Below are 18686 nucleotides of genomic sequence, written 5' to 3' on the forward strand. Positions count from 1 at the left end.
AAGTTTAACGGCGTGGCTAAGCACACGTTTTACCTGCACCTGAAAGAGACTGAATTTCGATTCAACCATCGCCGTGATAATCTTTACCTTGAAGTACTCAAACTCTTACGAATAAATCCGCTTTAGCTTCCTAAGACCCAATACAAATTATATAGGGTCAGACTCAATTGATACACCCTAGTGGTTATTAACCCAGTCAACAACGACCAGTCCACCTACGCGGTTAAACTCCCTCATATTGTTCGTGACCAGCGTCACACCAAGACTCAAGGCATGCGCACCTATCATGGTGTCCAGCGGGCCAATGGGGGTGCCCTGCTTTTCCAGCAAGGCCCGCACTGCACCATAGGCCGCCGTTGCCGACTCGTCGAACGGGGCGACTTCGAGCGGTAGCATGAACTCATCCAGCGCGGCTTGATTTTTTGCCTGATGCTGGCTTTTGGCAACGCCGTAGCGCAATTCCGCCAGCGTGACGGAAGAAACGCCGATGTCGCCGACTTGATACTCATTGAACTTTTGCAGAACCTGAACCGGCTTGCGCTTGATGATGGCGATGCAGGTGTTGGTGTCCAGCATCAGCTTCATGCAAACAAGTCCTCGCGCACTTGTTGCTCCGGCTGGTTGCGGTCATCCATGTAGTCGGCGCTGAATTTGCTCAGGCTGCCCAGTAGTGCATCCCAGGAGTGGGCGGTAGGGATCAGGACGACAGTGTTCCCGGCCTTTTTGATAAAGACCTCCTCGCCCTCGAAACGGAATTCCTTGGGCAGCCGTACAGCCTGGCTTTGCCCGTTGCGGAATAATTTGGCAGTTTTCATTCTTGACCCCTGAAAATATATTATATAAATATATACTTATAAAGTCTGGTGTCAAGCGAAAAAGTCCAACATAGATTACCTGGCACTTTACGGGCTCGAACCCGCCACCCGTTACCTGCTATCCCCCTTCGGAGAGCACACCATCCGGGCCGGCGCGTTCCGCATTACCTCTCTCATAATACAGCCGCCGTGCCTGGTGCAGATCCCAAGCGAACTGCAGTTGCAGCCAGAAGGCGACGTCGGTGCCGAAGAAGTGCGCCAGCCGCACCGCCGTATCGGGCGTGATGGAACGCTTGCCGCACACCAGTTCGTTGACTCGCCGGCGCGAGATGCCCAGCGCTTTCGCCAGTTTTTCCTGGGAAATTCCGCCGGGGCGCAGGTAGCGGGTTTCGAGGAAATTGCCGGGGTGGGTCGGCGTACGCCGCGCCGACCAAAAAAAACGCGGGCGTTTACCCGCGTCATGGCGCGCTCCCGACACCGCTATTTCCTGAACGTGCGCGAACCGCTGATCATGGCGCTGATCATGGTCTGGCGCGACATCACTTCCTCGCGCAATGCCGCATAGACATGGACGATGGCGAACGCCACGATCCCCCACGCCACCAGATGATGCCAGCTATGCACATCCTGGCTCTGGCCGAACAGCGGGATCACCCAGCTGGTGAACAGGCTATGCGCCCAGTGGCCTTCCTGCGCGCCTTCGCCGTACAGGGCGAAGCCGGTGGCGATCATGAATACGCCGCCCACCGTGATGGAGAGGAACATGATGAAATGCGCCAGCGGATTGTGCCCGGCGTATTTTTTCGGCTGCTTCGCCAGGAACAAATACCAGCGCAATTCGTGCAGCATCCCGGCCCACCATTTTCCGTCGGTAACCGGCAGCCTGAATAGCTGTTGCGCATGGTGGTTGCCCACCAGCGCCCAGTACAGGCGCGCCAGGAAACCGATGGCGAAAATGTAGGCGGCGGCAAAGTGGGTAAAGCGGATGTATCCCATCAGGAAGTTATCGCTCGCCTCGCCGGACACGCTGGGCAAGGGGCTGGCGATGAGATAGCCGGTCACTGCCAGCACCACGATGCTGAGCGCGTTCAGCCAGTGCCATAGCCGCACCGGGGCTTCGTAGACATATACCGTTTTCCCTGCGGCGGTGGCTTCTTCTTCGCTGTTGATATCCAGTTCGACAGACATGGCAGTCTCCTTGTCCCGCGTTAGCGTACCGTGACCTTGCTCAGTTCTTCCCCGTCCGGGCTCATGACATGGGTGGAACATGCCAGGCAGGGGTCGAAGCTGTGCAGGGTGCGCAGAATTTCCAGCGGCTGGTCCGCCTTGGCCAGCGGGGTGTTCATCAGGCTGGCTTCAAAAGCACCGATCTGGCCCTTGGGGTCGCGCGGGCCGCCGTTCCAGGTAGTGGGCACCACGCACTGGTAGTTGTCGATCCGGGTATCCTTGATCTTCACCCAGTGCCCCAGCGCGCCGCGCGGCGCTTCGGTGAAACCGACGCCCTTGGCCTCCTTGGGCCAGTTGGCCGGGTCCCATTTCTCGACGTTGGCGGTAGCGGTATCGCCGGCCTTGAGGTTAGCCATCAGCTTGTCGAACTGCTCCGATTGCAACTGTGCACAGTACAGCGTCTCAATGCCGCGTGCGGCGGTACGTCCCAGCGTGGAGAACAGCGCCGTCACCGGCACGTCCAGCTTGTGCAGCACGCTGTCGATGGTGTCCTTGATGAACGGGAACTGCTTGGGCTGCACATAGCCCAGCACCATGCGTGACAGCGGCCCGACTTCCATGGCGTTGCCGCGCCAGCGCGGCGCCTTGATCCAGGAGTACTTGGCCGATTCGTCCAGCGCTTCGATCTTGGTGCGCGTACCCTTGAAATTTGGGCCTTCCGGGTGATAGTACGGCTCGGTGATACCGTCCCACGGATGCAGACCCTTGGTTTCGTCCGGGTACTTGTACCAGGAATGGGTGACGAATTCCTGCACCTGTTCCGGATCTCTCAGATCGACCTCGTGCACCTTGGAAAGATCGCCGTTGATAATGGCGCCACGCGGGAACAACAGGTTGGCCGCGGTATAGTCGTTAGCTCTCTGCGGGATGTCGCCATAGGACAACATGTTCTTGCCCGACAGGCCGCCGCCGTACAGCCATCCCTTGTAGAACGAGGCAATGGCCAGCAGGTCGGGGATGTAGACCTTTTCCACGAATTCCCTGGAGCGGTCGATGATGCTCTTCACCAGGTTGAGGCGCTCCATGTTGATCGCGCCCACCGCGCCAACGTCGTTTACGTTGATGGCGCACGGCACGCCGCCCACCAGCCAGTTCGGGTGCGGATTCTTGCCGCCGAAAATGGTGTGCACCTTGACGATTTCCTTCTGGAAATCCAGCGCTTCCAGGTAGTGCGTGACCGCCATCAGGTTGGCTTCCGGCGGCAGCTTGTAGGCCGGGTTGCCCCAGTAGCCGTTCATGAACGGCCCCAGCTGGCCGGACTCGACGAATTTCTTCAGGCGATTCTGCACGTCGCGGAAATAGCCGGGTGACGACAGCGGCCAGTCGGAAATGCTCTGCGCCAGTTCCGAGGTCTTCTTGGGGTCGGCCGACAGCGCGCTCACCACATCCACCCAGTCCAGCGCGTGCAGGTGATAGAAGTGCACCAGATGGTCGTGCACGTACAGGTTCAACTGCATGATGTTGCGGATGGTGTTGGCGTTTTCCGGAATCATGATGCCCAGCGCGTCTTCCACCGCGCGCACCGAAGTCAGCGCGTGGGTGCCGGTGCAGACACCGCAGATGCGCTCGGTGAAGGCCCATGCATCGCGCGGGTCGCGGCCTTTCAGGATCACTTCCAGCCCGCGCCACATGGTGCCGGTGGAAACGGCGTTGGTGATGACGTTCTTGGCATCGAGGTTGACCTCGACGCGCAGGTGGCCTTCGATGCGGCACACCGGGTCAACGACCACGCGCTTGCCGCTGTTGTCCATCTTGAAGCCCTGGGTTTCATAGGCTGCCATGATTATTTACCTCCCTTGTTCTGATCACCCTGGTCCTGATCGTTCTTGCCGCCACGAGCGCGGCTCAGCGCACTGGCTGCGGCATGGGCTGTCACCGCGACGCCGGCAATGCCGGCTACCGTACCGCCCACCTTGTCGGCATTGGCTTCAATGCCGAACTGATTGATATTGGTCACGCGGTTGTAGAACCCGCCCTTGTCCCAGAAGCCTTCTTCCGAACAGCCGATACAGCCGTGGCCCGATTGAATAGGGAAAGACACGCCACCGTTCCAGCGCGTGGTGGAACAGGCGTTGTAGGTGGTTGGCCCCTTGCAGCCCATCTTGTACAGGCAGAAACCCTTGCGCGCGGCCTCGTCGTCCCACTCCTCGACAAACTGGCCGCCGTCGAAGTGCGGACGGCGATAGCACTTGTCGTGAATGCGCTGGCCGTAGAACATCTTGGGGCGACCCTGGCGATCCAGTTCGGGAATGCGGTCGAAAGTCAGCATGTAGGTCACCACGCCCGTCATGACTTCAGCAATCGGGGGACAGCCCGGCACCTTGATGATGGGTTTATCGGTGATGACCTTGTGCACCGGCGTGGCCTGCGTCGGATTGGGCTTGGCCGCCTGCACGCAGCCCCAGGAAGCGCAGGCGCCCCAGGAGATGATGGCCTTGGCATCGGCGGCGGTTTCCTTCAGCACTTCCACGAACGGGCGGCCGCCGTGGATGCAGTACATGCCGTCTTCATTCAGCGGCGGATTGCCTTCTACCGCCAGGATGTAGTTGCCTTTGTACTTTTTCTTGATCTCGTCGATGACAGCCTCGGCCTGATGCCCGGCAGCCGCCATCAGCGTATCGTCGTAATCCAGGGAAAGCATGGACAGCACCACGTCCTTGGCCAGCGGATGCGCCGAGCGGATGAACGACTCGGAACAGCAGGTGCATTCCAGACCGTGCAGCCAGATCACCGGTGTGCGCGGCTTGCTTTCCATTGCCTGGGCGATTCTGGGGGCAAAGGTCGGCCCCAAGCCCAATGAAGCAGCGGTCAAGCTGCAGAACTTCAGGAAACTGCGACGCGTGATCCCCTGTCGCCGCATCACCTCATAAAATGTTTCGATCGACATTGCAGCCTCTCCTCTCATCACCATAATTGTGATTCCGGTGGACATGCGTCCGCCATGAATTTCTCATGGTTATTACAACTTCCGTGCCACCTACCGGTGTGGAGAGAAATATTTTATAAATCAATTAAATACGGAGAAAGTGAAGATGAGGTACGGGAAAGGACGTGACAACCGGAAACTGCTTTACCAGCTAAAAATGGAAAGCAAGTTACCGCCTGAAAAGCAGGTGGCACACAGAACGCAGGAACAGTCGGCTATGAAGGACAATGGCCCAGAATTTACCGGGCCTTCACGGCATGGGTTCTGAGTCATGGCATTCGCCACATCCTGATCGAGCCCGGAAGGCCGATGCAGAACGGCTATATAGAGAGGGCAAATCCGGGATGAGTGTCTCAACGCACACTGGTTTGAAACGCTGTCACAGGCCAGGAGCACGATCGCGGAATGGAGGCAAGACTATAACGAAGTCAGGCCGCATGGCAGTTGACTACAGATATGCTCACCTTGCACCGGATAGCTTGGCGAGTGCTGCCGCGCATCTTGGTTTTGCGGCCAGTAGGGCTAGCCTGTAAAATGAAAAACGGCCGACATCGCTGCAAGCCGCTTCTTTGGCGGAGAGGGTGGGATTTGAACCCACGATACGGGGTTACCGTATACCGGATTTCGAGTCCGGCGCATTCGACCACTCTGCCACCTCTCCGCTGCGGGCCGCATTTTAGCACGACCCTTGGCGCCCCGCACCTGCCTCTGCTGGACAAAGCTCGCCAACTTGGGGAAACTCTCGGGATGATACGCATTCTGCTCGTTCTCGTTTTCGGCTCGCTGCTGGCCGGCTGCAAGCAAGCTAGCAAGCCGCTTCCGCCGGTGCAGCAGAGCCGCGAACTGGTGATAGTCACCTACAACAACCCCGCTACTTATTATGTGAACGGCAACAATGAATTTGCCGGGCTTGAATACGATCTGGTACGGATGTTCGCACAGGAGCTCGGGCCGGATGTGAAAGTGAAATTCCTCGTGGTGGGGGGCGTGGATGAAGTGGTTCCGGCCCTGCTCAAGGGCAAGGCGCACCTGGCGGCAGCCGGACTCGGCATGACCCGGCTGCGCAGCCATCTGGTACGCTTCGGCCCCGCCTACCAACGCGTGCAGCCTCAGGTCGTCGTCAATCGCGAGAAAACCGACGGTTTGGAAAAAGTCAGCGATCTGGTCGGCAAGCGCTTCGAAGTTCCTTCAGGCAGCAGCGAAGCCGAACATCTCGCAGAAATTGCCGCCCAGCTGCCAGGATTGCGCTGGAACGAAATCCGCGGCGCCGGCACCGACGAACTGCTGGAAAAGGTAGCTGACGGCACGCTGGATGCTACCATCGCCACTTCCCAACTGGTGGCGATGGTGCAGAATTATTACCCCAATCTTGAGGTCGGTTTCGACTTCGGCTTGCCGGAAGAGCTCGCCTGGGCTTTCCCCAAGAGCGGCGAGGAGTGGCTATATCAAAAGGCCCAGACATTTTTTGCGCGCATCCGGAAAGACGGCACGCTGCGCAATTTGCTCGATCGCTATTACGGCCATTCCGAACGGCTGAACGCGATGGATGTAACCAACTTTCTCATCCGCGCCCGTACCGTCCTGCCGCGCTATGTCTCCTTGTTCAGGCAGGCGCAGGAAATGAGCAACGTCGATTGGCGGTTGCTGGCGGCGATTAGCTACCAGGAATCGCACTGGGATACCTTCAACACCTCGCCCACCAATGTGCGCGGCCTGATGATGCTGACCGAAGATACCGCCGACCGGCTGGGCGTCAGCGATCGGCTGGACCCCAAGCAAAGCATTCCGGCGGGCGCGCGCTATCTGCTGCTGATGAAGGACAACATCCCGCTGCGCATCCCGGAGCCGGACCGTACCTGGCTCGCGCTGGCCGCCTACAACATCGGCGTAGCCCATCTGGAGGACGCGCGGGTGCTGGCTCAGCGCCTCAAGCTCAATCCCGACGCCTGGGCCGACGTCAAGAAAACGCTGCCGTTGCTGAACAAGGCGGAATATTATTCCTCGCTGAAATTCGGCTTTGCGCGCGGCGGTGCGCCGGTGGTGTTCGTGGAGTCGGTACGCACTTACTACAAGATACTGGAGAAGTACGAACAGAAGCACACGCCGGTGCTGCCGGCATTCAATGTGGCGTGGTACCAGGCCAGGATGACGGCCTTTCCCTGAACGTTATGGCCTGCGTCATTCCGGCTTGTGCTGTTCCAGCTTGCGCTCGATGCGATCCAGACGGTCGAGGATGTTCTTGAGGATGGCATCGGCCTTCAGTTCCTCTTTTTCCACCTTGTCCACTTCCGAGCCGATCAGGAATACCGACAGGCTCGCGGTAAGCACCGTCACCAGCACGATGCCGAGCAGGATCAGCAGGCCGCCGAATATACGCGCGGCCGGCGCTTTCGGCACGATATCGCCGTAGCCGGTATGAGACATGGTCACCCACGCATACCACATGCCGTCCCATACCGTTCCCATCGAGGGGTCCAGGCGAGTGACGATGATGCCCGACAGCACCACCACGATCGCGGCGATGGCGAGTATCGTCCCCACCCGGCCGCGCGCCAGGAATTCGCGTAGCCGCCGCGAAATCCGCATCAGGATGAACATCATCAGCAGCAGCCGCAGATTGCGCAATGCGCCTATCAGCGGCGTGAATTGCCACTCGATCGGCAAACCGCCGAGAATAATCACCAGGTTCATCCAGTTGTTGACGAGATAGCGTTTCTTGTCGCGCACCAGCGACGTCAGCAGCACGGTCTCGAACAGAAACACCGCCCAGATGCCCCAATCGAAATAGCGCGACACCGCAAGGCTCACCGCACCGGTTTCTTCCAGATACCATTGCACGGGAATCCACAGCGCGACCAGCAGGATCGGCCATTCCAGGCGCTGCGCCCACACCCGCGCCTTGCCGTGTTCGGCGGGGTCGACCCCGGTAACCCCAAGCAGCCTGGTAACGTTGACCGCCATTGCTAGGCCGCGATGAGTTTTTCTGCGCCGCCCATATAAGGCCGCAATGCCGCCGGCACGGTGACGCTGCCGTCGGCATTCTGATAGTTTTCGAGCACCGCCACCAGCGTGCGCCCTACCGCCAGGCCGGAACCGTTCAGCGTATGCACCAGTTCCGGCTTCTTGTCGCCGCGGAAACGCGCCTGCATGCGGCGCGCCTGGAACGCCTCGCAATTGGAAACCGAAGAGATTTCACGGTAAGCGTTCTGCGCCGGCAGCCACACCTCAAGATCGTAGGTCTTGGCCGCGCCGAACCCCATGTCGCGGGTGCACAGGGCCATCACGCGGTACGGCAATTCGAGTTTTTTCAGTATCGCCTCGGCATGGCCGAGCATTTCCTCCAGCGCGTCGTAGCTTTTCTCGGGATGGACGATCTGCACCATCTCCACCTTGTCGAACTGGTGCTGGCGTATCATGCCGCGCGTGTCGCGGCCGTAGGAACCGGCTTCGGAACGGAAACAAGGCGTGTGCGCGGTGAGCTTGATCGGCAGATCTTCCGCCGCCACGATTTCATCGCGCACGGTGTTGGTGAGCGTGACTTCGGAAGTAGGGATAAGATAGCTTTTACTAATTTTATAAAAATTATTTCTTATATCTTCTTTGGTAAAACCATCTGCAAAGATTTCTGAATATAGTAACTCTGCACGAGTCACCATAAAAAGATCATTCTCGAACTTAGGTAACTGCCCTGTACCAATTAGTGTTTCCTCGTTCACTAAATAGGGCGTATAGCACTCGATATAGCCATGCTTTTCGGTCTGCATGTCCAGCATGAACTGGGCAAGCGCCCGGTGCAATCTGGCAATCTGGCCTTTCATGAAGGTGAAGCGCGCGCCGGCAAGCTTGGCGCCGATGTCGAAATCCAGCCCCAGCGGTGCGCCTACGTCCACGTGATCCTTAACCTCGAAATCGAAGCTGCGCGGAGCGCCGATGCGGCGCACTTCCACGTTGTCGGCTTCGGATTCGCCCAGCGGCACGCTTTCATGCGGCAGGTTGGGGATAGTCAGCAGGAAATCCTGCATCTGCGCCTGAACCACCGCCAGCTTTTCCTCGGCGGCCTTCAACTCGTCGCCCAAGGTCGCGACTTCGGCCAGGATGGCGGAAACATCCTCGCCTTTCGATTTGGCGATGCCGATCTGCCTGGAGGTCGCGTTGCGCTTGGCCTGCAACTCCTGGGTGTGGGTCTGCACCGCCTTGCGTTCGGCTTCCAGCGCAGAAAATTGCGCCGCATCCAGGGCGTAGCCGCGCATTGCCAGGCGTTCGGCGACGCCGTCGAGATCGTTTCTCAGTAATTGAATATCGAGCAATTCAGACTCCGTGGTTATCTTTTGGCTTTTCTATCCAGCTCGCGCAAATGCGCCAGCTTTTCGCCTATTTTACCTTCCAGACCTCGCGGCGTGGGTTCGTAGCAGCGCATCGGCTGCATATCGTCGGGAAAATACTGCTCGCCGGCGGCATAGGCCTCCGGTTCGTCATGGGCATAACGATACGTCTTGCCGTAGCCCAGCTCCTTCATCAGCTTGGTGGGCGCGTTTCTCAAATGCAGCGGCACGGAGCGCGATTTGTCCTGCCCGACAAAAGCCTTCATCTTGTTATAGGCCATATAGGCGGCGTTGCTCTTGGCTGCGACCGCGAGATAGATCACCGCGTTGGACAGCGCCAGTTCGCCTTCGGGCGGGCCCAGGCGCTCGTAGATTTGACAGGCCTCCAACGCCATCGTCTGCGCGCGCGGGTCGGCCAGTCCGATATCTTCTGTCGCCATACGCACGATGCGGCGCCCCAGGTATAGTGGATCTGCTCCGCCGTCCAGCATGCGCAAAAACCAGTAGAGCGCAGCATCCGGGTTGGAACCGCGCACCGACTTGTGCAGCGCCGAGATCTGGTCGTAGAACGCCTCACCGCCCTTGTCGAAGCGGCGCAGCTTGGAGGCCAGCGTGCTGTTGAGGAATTCGGCATCGATATCGTTGACGCTGGCCGCATGCGCGGCATTGAACAGCTGCTCGACGAAATTGAACAAGCGGCGCGCGTCCCCGTCGGCATACGCCAGAATCTGCTCGCAAACATCGGGGGCGGCCGTCAGCCCATCCGATTCCAGTTCCAGGGCGCGCTCGAACAGTATGCCCAGCTCCTGCTCGGAAAGCGCGCTCAGTACGAACACCTGCGCGCGGGAGAGCAGTGCGCTGTTGACTTCGAACGACGGGTTCTCGGTCGTGGCGCCGATAAACGTCAGCAACCCGCTTTCGACGAACGGCAGGAATGCGTCCTGCTGCGCCTTGTTGAAGCGGTGGACCTCGTCCACGAACAGGATGGTGCGGCGCCCGGACTGCTGCAGGGTATGCCGGGCACGCTCCACCGCCTCGCGGATGTCCTTGACGCCTGACAGCACGGCGGACAGCGGGATGAACTCGGCATCCACCGTATGCGCCATCATCCGCGCCAGCGTGGTCTTGCCGACGCCCGGCGGCCCCCACAATATCATCGACGGCAGCCGCCCGGACTCGAACGCCATGCGCAGCGGTTTGCCCGGCCCCAGCAGATGCGACTGCCCGACGACTTCGTCCAGCGTCTTTGGCCGCAAGCGCTCCGCCAGCGGGGCGTGCGGCTCTACGGACTCGAACAGATTGCCCGGCTTATCCGCCACGGGGCGCGCCTTCAATGGCGTTCTCAATGGCTGTGCACAGGGCGTCGCGCTGGGCCTGCCGATCGAAACCGGCATGTCTGTCCGCGAACTCCCGCGCCCGCGCCTTGTAATCGTCGCTTGCCAGCATTTGCCTGATGCTATTGACATAAGAAGGCTGGGCGCCTTCCGGGTTGATCGCGATGCCGGCGCCCATATTCTGCACCCGCAGCGCAAGCAGGTATTGTTCAAGCTGGGTGGGCAACAAAAACAGCGGAACGCCCGCCATCAGGCAGACGGATACCAGGCCATGCCCCGCATAGCTGACCGCCAGGTCGCATGTTTCAAGCAGCGGCTCCAGCTTCAAAGGGTCCGCTGAAATCCGCAAGTTCGTAGACTCCAAGCGTTTGCGCGCATCCTCGCCCAGCCCCGGCACCACTGCCAGCACCACGCAATCCAGCGCAGACAGGATTTCCAGCATCCGCAGCAAATCACGATGGCCCGGCTGCATGTATACCAGCACCCGGCTGCCTTTGCCTTCTGGCCACTCCGTTTCCAGGCCGATTTCATTGCGCACGATAGGGCCGTAATAACGATCGCCGCGTTCCCGGTAGTGATCCAATTCGGGAAAAGTACACAGCAGCCTGGGGCCGGCAAAAATATCGGCCAGATTTGCGATAGGCCGGCTCGCATATTTTTGAAGAACCGCATTGATGCTGCCTGTCACCAGCTTTTCGGAACTGGCCAGCCGCTCTGCCGGCACCTGCGCCCATGGCCGCATATTGGGCATGGGCGCGCATACCGGCGGGATGGTGAAGCCTTCCCCCAAAACCACGGCCGGGATATTCAGCGAGCGCGCCGCCACCAGCGCGGTCGGTCCGTGGTTGGCGACGATCACATCCGTTCGCATGGATTGGAATAAGGATCGCCATGCACTGATCATCCGGTTAAGGCAGGCGGGGTCGTGATAGCCGAATCGCAGCAGGATTTCGGCATAATTCAAGGGCGGATCGGGCAAGCCCTTTACTTCGGGCAGCCAGACCGGGGCTTGCAAAAGAGAGCACTCGGCAGGCAAGCCACTCGCCGCGTTCAGGTCGCGCAATGCGCAAGCCACCCGGTGGCCCTGTGCCAGCAAACCTTCGGCGGGGAAAGCTATCTGCGCCACATGGCCGGCATTGGTGCCAAGTTCCCATGCAAAACTAATCTGGCTCATGCGTTTTCAAAAAAAACCGGCGAAAATAGAAATAAATCGAATACATCATACCAGCAAACCATTCTCTGCCAGCTGACCGCGTCTTGCTTGCCGTCCTTGTCTTCCCGGTCAAGCGCATGGAAAATTATCGGCCTGCAACAGGCACATTTTCCCCATCGATAACAAATGACTCCAAGTTAATCATGTAATTAATTGTATCCAATAATCTATTTTTATAGACGATATTTAAATCCATGATTGACTTTGGCAAAAATTTAATTCATGATTCAGTGATAAAAATAGGGGGAATTCGAGATCATGTCTAGCCGTTGCTTGCGCGCGCTCGCCACAGCCGGGATTCTGGCTGGCTTATTCATTGCAACAGCCGCCATGGCGGACGATCAACCCCTGGTGGCACCGCCATCTCCAAAATTCGACATCCAAGCCTTCAAGGTTGAGGGCAACAGCCTGTTGCCGCAGAATGAAGTCAGCAAGCTGGTTGCCCCATTTACCGGCAAATCACGCGACTTCGGCGATGTCCAGCGCGCACTCGACGCCTTGCAGAACGCTTACCAGAAGCTGGGCTACAACTCCGTGCAGGTACTGCTGCCCGAGCAGGAACTCAACCAGGGCGTAGTGCGTCTGCGCGTCGTCGAGCAGCGCATCGCCAGCCTCAGCGTGGAAGGAAATCAGTTCTATGACAAGGACAATGTCCTGCGCGCCCTGCCTTCCGTCAAGCCAGGCACCCTTCCCAATATCAAGCTGGTGCAGAAAAGCCTCAAGATCGCCAACGAAAACCCCAGCAAGCAAACCGCAATTCTGTTCAAGGATAACGACAAAGACGAAACCGCCATCGACGCCACCGTCAAGGTCATCGATGAAAAACCGTGGAAGGCCTTTCTCACGCTGGATAATACCGGCAGCCGCGAAACCGGCCACAGCCGCGTCGGCTTCGGCTATCAGAACTACAACCTGTTCAACCGCGATCACCGCATCACGGTGCAGTACATTACCAACCTGCACTTTCCCGACGCCTATTTCAACGCGGAACACAGAGTCAACATTATCGGCGGCGCCTACACCATTCCGTTTTACGAATGGGGCGACAGCCTGGACCTGATCGCCGGCTACTCGGACGTCAATACTGGCACTATCGCCAGCGGCGCGATTACCGTCAGCGGTAAGGGCGTGGTAATGGGCGCGCATTACAACCATAATTTCGCCAAGATCGAGGACTACGAGCACAAGCTCACCGCCGCTTTCGACTATCATGCATACCGCAGCGACGTGCTCAACAACGGCGCGGGCACCGGCCTGACGCCCCATGTCAGCGCCACGCCGTGGAGCCTGATCTATGCCGGTCTATGGCAGCAGGAGAATCAGCAACTATCCTTCAGCCTGGGCGGCAGCTGGAACCTGTTCCCCGACATGATCGCCCACGGCGGATCCAATATCTATGCCGGGGCCCCATATCTTGCCGAAGACGACTATTCCAAATACAACTTCGGTTTCGATTACACGCATCCTTTCGCCAAAACTTGGCAATACCACCTCGCACTCAACGGCCAACTTACCGGCGACCATCTCATCCCCGGCGAACAGTTCCGCATAGGCGGCATGGACTCGGTACGCGGCTGGCACGAAAGCGTGATTTCAGGCGACAAGGGTTACCGCTTCAGCATCGAAGCCATCAGCCCGGATTTCGGCAACAAGATCAGCGACAAGGTCGGCCTGCGCGGCGTGGTCTTCTTCGACAAGGGACACGTCAACAACAACCACGGCGTCGACGGCACGCCGACAGCGACCGGCTCGAATAAAACCATTGCCAGCGTGGGCGCCGGCTTACGCTATAACTACGGCAAAGATATTGTTGCCCGCTTTGACTATGCCTACGTTCTCGATGGCGACATTACAAAAGACAATACCGGCGGCAGCCGCGAACGGGGCGATACCTTCGGCCACATCAGCCTGGGCTGGATTTGGTAAACGGATTATTCAAGCGGTAAAGCATTCCACTGGAGACCATGATGGGCTCGAAAAACATAAACACCAGTTTCAAGCGCAAGCTGATCGGGATAGCGGTGATTTCCTGCTTCGCCGGCAATACCGCACAGGCCGCCCCAACCGGGGCCGCAGTAGCCAGCGGCAGCGCCAGCATCACCACATCCGGCAGCACGATGACGGTGACCAATACGCCGAACGCCATCATCAACTGGGCAAATTTCAGCATCAATACCAATGAAACCGTGCGCTTCATGCAACAGTCGGCAGCTTCCGCCGTATTGAATCGCGTTACCGGCCGCGACCCTTCCAGCATCCTCGGCGCCTTGCAATCCAACGGCAAGGTATTCCTCATCAACCCCAACGGCATCATGTTCGGCGCCGGCTCGCGCATTGACGTCAACGGGCTGGTCGCTTCCACGCTCAACATGACCGATGCGGATTTCCTCAACGGGCGCCTGCGCTTCAACGCGGATCGTGCAGTGCCGGGGGACGTTAAAAACGTCGGCGAAATCAAGACTCCCGCAGGCGGCTTTGTGTATCTGCTGGCGCCCAATGTCGAAAATAGCGGCATCATCACTACCCCCAGCGGCAAAGTTGTTCTTGCGGCGGGCAACTCGGTGGAACTGGTCGACCCCGACACCCCCGACGTGCGCGTGCTGGTTTCGGCCAAGAGCCAGGACGTTACCGTGGCGAGCAACGGTAATATTTTCTCGGTGCTGAACTCGGGCAAGGTGTCGGCCAATGCGGCAGTGCAGGATGCTTCAGGGAAAATCTATTTCAAATCGGCGGGAAATATCCAGACTGCGACGACGAGCGTGGTCGAAGCCAAAGGCGACAGTGCGGCGAACGGCGGGCGCATCCAGGCATTCGCCGACGGTACCGGCGCCTATGCAGGCAGCTTCGATGCCTCAGGCAAAAATGGCGGATTTATCGAAACCTCCGGCCACACCCTCGACATTAACAATATTTCCATCAGCGCCCAGGCTCTCGATCCTCATGGCCTCCCCGGCACCTGGCTGCTGGACCCTTATGATTACACCATAGGCACTATCGAGGCCTCGTATATCAGCACGGCGCTCAACTCGGGAACAAGTGTCTCCATCAGCACCAGCAGTCCTTCATCGACTGTTTCTTATGGCAGCATTACCGGAAGACCCGGCCTTGGCGATATTACCGTCGACGCCTTCATTGGCCATTCCGGCTCCAGCCTGGCGTCGTTCAGCCTCAACGCCGATCGGGACATCATCTTCACAGCCAATGGCCAGATCAAAAATACGTCGCCTACGGCCGGTCGGTTCGACGTCTTCATGAGCGCACAGAGAAATATCACTTTCAACTCCGGTTCCTACATCGATGTCGCCTCATACGGTGGCGGCTCGACTTACGCTTACGCCGGCAAAGATATCGCCATGACAAATGCCGGTATTAAAGCCAATTGGATATGGCTTTTCAGCGGCAACGACATTTCGATTAACGGGTACAGCACCAACATCGGTAACAGCCTGTGGGCCACGATGAGCAACGGGGACGCCTGGATTGGGGGCTATGCCTCCAGGAATTTCAGCACCACAGGAGCCTCCATTATGGCTAATGCCACTGCCAATACAGGTAATAATGGCAGCGCCTGGATCAATCTGTTCGGTGTCAACAGCACCAGCCTCATCGGCAATACCTCGATATCCGCCAGCGGTTCCAATACCAATCCCAGCGCTGCCGGCGCTTGTACTGTCACCAGCATATCTTGTAGTGGTAGCGCAGGCATAGCCATCGATAGTTTGGGTACGATTGTCGTAGAAGGCTCCATCACTGCCGCTGCATCGTCCGCAGGTTTAGGCGGCCAGGCAAACATTGATATCGGGGACACTTTCCATCCTGCTCCCGGCATCACTGTCAGTGCCGCTCCTAGTATCCCAGCCGTCAGTTTTATTTCGGGGACCGCTTCCGTCAAGCTGACGAATGCCACCCTGAATGCGACGTCCACCAATGCAGTAGGCGGTATCAATCAAAGCTGGATCAATATAGATGCCATGTCCGTGTCGGCTAGCGGCTCCTCCTTCAAAGCTTACGGCGGGGTAGAGCTGGATGGCTGGAACAGCTTGCTGCTGCAGAATTCCACCATTAACGTCGGAGGAGGAGCGAAGGGTGCTGCCGAAGGCGCCCTGCTGGTCAGCCAGAACCTGATGCTGGACAGCGCCAGCGTCTATGCATCCAGCGGCGCCATCGGCCTCAACTTTGATCCGGAATTCATTAAGACTCACACCGCGGCTTTCCTCGGTTTCGTCAAGACCGCCACAGTCACCTTAAAGAACTCCAGTATCAACGCCTATGATGGCGTAGGCTTCTCCGGCAAGGATATTATCCTCACCAATTCTTCCATGTCGGCAAATGCCAATCTTGCCGGAACCGGTTGCCTGGGATTGGGAGGCTGCATGCTCGGCATCGTGCTGGGAGACCTCAGACTGAATAGCTCCGATCTTTCCGCGCAACACGAAATGCTGCTTACGGTCGACGGGCATCTTCATCTGGACAACAATAGCCATATCAATGTGTCGTCCCCGCTCACGCTCCGTTTCAAATTCCCGCTACTGGCGAGCGACGGCTGGCTGGTGGACGGCGTGGCAAGTGCATTCAGCGGCCCCAGTGGCTCGTACATCCATGTTGCCGGGGCACCCCCTGTACTGAATGGCAACTTCTTCGTCACCTACGGCGGACCCAGCGTCATAAATGGCGTGCTCAGCCGCACCAACAAGGACTTGCTGACGTCGACCAATACCACCTCGCTTATTGAACATACTTTGCTGGTGGATGCCCCGAAGGGAGACGATTTCTTCGGCAATGGCGAGAACGACAATGGCAATGGCAACTCCGAAGAGAACAGCAAAGACAAAGAATCCAAGGATAAAAAAGACAAGCCGCAACAGTGCAGCTAATCAATTTGCAGGAAGAATGGACATGCTAAAAACACTACGTATCATTGCCCTGCTGGCCGCCTTGTTATCGTTCGAGGCGCTGGGCGCGGCCGCGACAGTGGCCAACCTGAGCGGCACGCTTTCGGTTCAGAAGCCCGACGGAACGGTAAAAATCCTCTCGCAAAAATCCGAGGTGGATGCCGGCGATGTCCTTTCCACCGAAAAAGACAGTTATGCGCGCATCAAGTTTTCAGACGGCGGCGAAGTCACCATCAGCCCCAGTTCAAAACTCAAAATCGACGCTTATGGTTTTGATGAAAACGCGCCCGACAAAGACAATTTCGTATTCAGCCTGATCAAGGGCGGCCTGCGCACGATCACAGGCCTGGTTGGCAAGCGCGGCAATCGCGACGCTTATCGCCTCAACACCGCCACCGCCACCATTGGCATCCGCGGCACCCACTTCCGCCTTCTGATGTGCCAGGGCGATTGCGGCGGCAGGCTGCAGGACGGCCTGCACCTGAATGTGATCAATGGCGTCATCAACGCCCGCAATAATGCCGGCGAACTGAACTTCAGCGCCGGCCAGTTCGGTTTTGTCAGCAGCCTCAACATACAGCCGATACTGGTGCCAAAAGATCCGGGCCTACCGCTGGAAACCGGCCATCCGGACGGCGGAACTAGCGAGGGTAAAAGCGATACCGGCGGCGCCGGTTGTTACGTGAATTAAAAATAACCGAGAATAGACGCGCAAATGTGCTAGCAGAAGCAAGCCTGATAAGAACGCGGCCGATAATTCAGGCCGCGTTCTTATTTTCAGCGCGATAAATTACCAGGGCACATCCTTGCCATCATAGGCGATGAAGCGCCCGGAATCCGCCACGGTCAGCCGCGTCAGCACATTGCACATGCCGGCCACGCTCTGTTCCGCGGTGATCAGCGCATTGGGACCGCCCATGTCGGTTTGTACCCAGCCGGGATGCAGCACCACCGCCTTGATGCCGCGCCCGGCCAAGTCGATCGCCAGGCTTTTGACGACGATGTTCACCGCGGCCTTGCTGGAGCGATACAGGTAGCAACCGCCGCTGGTGTTGTCAGCGACGCTGCCCATCTTGCTGCCGACGGTGGCGATAGATTTGCCCTTAGCGCGTTCCAGGTGGCCGATGAACGCCTCCGCCATCTTGAGCGGCGCCATCGCGTTGACGCGGAAAGCGCTTGCCCAGACGTCGTAATCGGTACGCCCGAAGCCGCTGTTCCGGTCCGGGTAGATGCCGGCATTGTTGATGATGAGGTCTATCGGGATGTCGCGCAATTCTTCCGCCAATGTGTCGATGGCGTGAAAATCGGCCATGTCCAGCGCATGCGACATTACCCGGCCTTGGGAATCGGCTGCGATTTTGCCCAATGCCCGGGCTTGGCCGGGATCTCGGCAGCAAGCCAGCACGCGCCATCCGGCGGCGGCGTATTGTTTAACGAATTCCAGCCCGAGACCGCGATTGGCGCCTGTGATCAGCAGGGTATCCATAAATGCTCCCGTAAAAATGGACGCTAAAAGTCAGGGCTTGAAAAAACGCTTGCGTTCCTCGGTAAACGACCACCATGGCCGCGCAGGCCCGCCGTTCATGAAACTGACAATCGACATAAACACATCGATCACGCAGGGATCATGCCGCATGGCCGTCGCCATGCACAGCGCATCATACAACTCGAACGCTTCCCTGCCGACCAGTTGCTCCGGCACATGGATGCCGATCAGGCGCAAATCCGCGGCCATGGCCATGCCGACGTTGGGCAGGTCTTCCAGGCAGGCAACTTTGGCTCTGTCGACTTTTTGCGGGTTCATCGCGACGGCGAAGATAGTTCAATGGAGTAATTAAACGAGGTTAGCAGCACTTTTGCAAGGCCGATCACCGATTGTCGCAAACGCTACAATCCGTCTCGCCAACACCAGGCCTGTGCGTTAACTTATTTCAATCTAATTGAATATAAAAGTGCA

16 protein-coding genes, 1 tRNA gene and 2 pseudogenes are annotated in these 18686 nt (G+C 58.2%); 6 read left to right on the forward strand and 13 right to left on the reverse strand.

Annotation, left to right across the window (positions count from 1 at the left end):
* A pseudogene (locus VGK14_RS09920) lies at positions 1-126 on the forward strand (IS1595 family transposase); the annotation flags it as partial.
* A 51-nt stretch (positions 127-177) separates the two neighbouring features.
* On the opposite strand, the gene vapC reads toward VGK14_RS09920, so the two are convergent.
* The 6 genes from vapC to VGK14_RS09950 all read right to left on the reverse strand — a co-directional run bounded on the left by vapC (position 178) and on the right by VGK14_RS09950 (position 4929).
* A complete protein-coding gene (gene vapC / locus VGK14_RS09925; protein ID WP_331508914.1) occupies positions 178-585 on the reverse strand; it encodes a type II toxin-antitoxin system tRNA(fMet)-specific endonuclease VapC in 408 nt (135 codons plus the stop codon).
* On the reverse strand, positions 582-815 hold the full coding sequence (gene vapB / locus VGK14_RS09930) for a type II toxin-antitoxin system antitoxin VapB (RefSeq protein WP_331508915.1): 234 nt from the start codon (positions 813-815) through the stop codon (positions 582-584). The genes vapC and vapB overlap by 4 nt, the downstream gene beginning before the upstream one ends.
* Positions 816-933: 118 nt before the next feature.
* Entirely contained in the window at positions 934-1293 is a 360-nt protein-coding gene (locus tag VGK14_RS09935; protein ID WP_331508916.1) for a HigA family addiction module antitoxin, read from the reverse strand.
* A gap of 2 nt (positions 1294-1295) precedes the next feature.
* Complete coding sequence (cybH, locus tag VGK14_RS09940; RefSeq protein ID WP_331508917.1) at positions 1296-2003, reverse strand: Ni/Fe-hydrogenase, b-type cytochrome subunit; 708 nt, start codon at positions 2001-2003, stop codon at positions 1296-1298.
* Between the two features lie 20 nt (positions 2004-2023).
* Positions 2024-3823: a nickel-dependent hydrogenase large subunit gene (locus tag VGK14_RS09945; RefSeq protein ID WP_331508918.1), complete on the reverse strand. Its 1800-nt coding sequence runs from the start codon at positions 3821-3823 to the stop codon at positions 2024-2026.
* Positions 3824-3825: 2 nt separating this feature from the next.
* Positions 3826-4929, reverse strand: coding sequence for a hydrogenase small subunit (locus tag VGK14_RS09950; protein ID WP_331508919.1), 1104 nt, complete (start codon positions 4927-4929; stop codon positions 3826-3828).
* Positions 4930-5298: 369 nt separating this feature from the next.
* Between VGK14_RS09950 and VGK14_RS09955 the strand changes: the two are divergent.
* Positions 5299-5416 (forward strand): annotated as a pseudogene (locus VGK14_RS09955) (integrase core domain-containing protein); the annotation flags it as partial.
* 122 nt (positions 5417-5538) lie between these two features.
* Here the strand turns inward: VGK14_RS09955 and VGK14_RS09960 are convergent.
* Positions 5539-5629: transfer RNA gene (locus VGK14_RS09960), tRNA-Ser, on the reverse strand.
* An 86-nt stretch (positions 5630-5715) separates the two neighbouring features.
* On the opposite strand from VGK14_RS09960, the gene mltF reads away from it, so the two are divergent.
* Positions 5716-7131 (forward strand): membrane-bound lytic murein transglycosylase MltF, encoded by a 1416-nt coding sequence (gene mltF / locus VGK14_RS09965; protein WP_331508920.1) that lies wholly within the window; start codon positions 5716-5718, stop codon positions 7129-7131.
* A gap of 15 nt (positions 7132-7146) precedes the next feature.
* Here mltF and VGK14_RS09970 read toward each other — a convergent pair whose 3' ends face one another.
* The 4 genes from VGK14_RS09970 to VGK14_RS09985 are packed head-to-tail and all read right to left on the reverse strand — an operon-like array spanning position 7147 to position 11798.
* Complete coding sequence (locus tag VGK14_RS09970; protein ID WP_331508921.1) at positions 7147-7929, reverse strand: potassium channel family protein; 783 nt, start codon at positions 7927-7929, stop codon at positions 7147-7149.
* 2 nt (positions 7930-7931) lie between these two features.
* Positions 7932-9275: a serine--tRNA ligase gene (gene serS / locus VGK14_RS09975; protein ID WP_331508922.1), complete on the reverse strand. Its 1344-nt coding sequence runs from the start codon at positions 9273-9275 to the stop codon at positions 7932-7934.
* A 14-nt stretch (positions 9276-9289) separates the two neighbouring features.
* On the reverse strand, positions 9290-10609 hold the full coding sequence (locus tag VGK14_RS09980) for a replication-associated recombination protein A (protein ID WP_331508923.1): 1320 nt from the start codon (positions 10607-10609) through the stop codon (positions 9290-9292).
* The gene (locus tag VGK14_RS09985) at positions 10599-11798 is read right to left on the reverse strand and encodes a glycosyltransferase (protein ID WP_331508924.1); all 1200 of its coding nucleotides are present in this window, start codon (positions 11796-11798) and stop codon (positions 10599-10601) included. The genes VGK14_RS09980 and VGK14_RS09985 overlap by 11 nt, the downstream gene beginning before the upstream one ends.
* A 297-nt stretch (positions 11799-12095) precedes the next feature.
* Here VGK14_RS09985 and VGK14_RS09990 point away from each other — a divergent pair, with 297 nt between their 5' ends.
* From VGK14_RS09990 to VGK14_RS10000, 3 genes are read left to right on the forward strand one after another with little or no spacing between them, the layout of a single operon-like run.
* A complete protein-coding gene (locus tag VGK14_RS09990; protein WP_331508926.1) occupies positions 12096-13763 on the forward strand; it encodes a ShlB/FhaC/HecB family hemolysin secretion/activation protein in 1668 nt (555 codons plus the stop codon).
* A gap of 41 nt (positions 13764-13804) precedes the next feature.
* Complete coding sequence (locus VGK14_RS09995; protein ID WP_331508960.1) at positions 13805-16711, forward strand: filamentous hemagglutinin N-terminal domain-containing protein; 2907 nt, start codon at positions 13805-13807, stop codon at positions 16709-16711.
* A 22-nt stretch (positions 16712-16733) separates the two neighbouring features.
* A complete protein-coding gene (locus tag VGK14_RS10000; RefSeq protein ID WP_331508927.1) occupies positions 16734-17420 on the forward strand; it encodes a FecR family protein in 687 nt (228 codons plus the stop codon).
* Positions 17421-17519: 99 nt separating this feature from the next.
* On the opposite strand, the gene VGK14_RS10005 is transcribed toward VGK14_RS10000, so the two are convergent.
* Entirely contained in the window at positions 17520-18215 is a 696-nt protein-coding gene (locus tag VGK14_RS10005; RefSeq protein ID WP_331508928.1) for an SDR family oxidoreductase, read from the reverse strand.
* Between the two features lie 30 nt (positions 18216-18245).
* On the reverse strand, positions 18246-18533 hold the full coding sequence (locus VGK14_RS10010; protein WP_331508929.1) for a helix-hairpin-helix domain-containing protein: 288 nt from the start codon (positions 18531-18533) through the stop codon (positions 18246-18248).
* Between the last annotated feature and the right edge of the window lie 153 nt (positions 18534-18686).

Origin of the sequence: Novimethylophilus sp. (genome assembly GCF_036504375.1) — a bacterium.
Lineage (GTDB): Bacteria > Pseudomonadota > Gammaproteobacteria > Burkholderiales > Methylophilaceae > Novimethylophilus.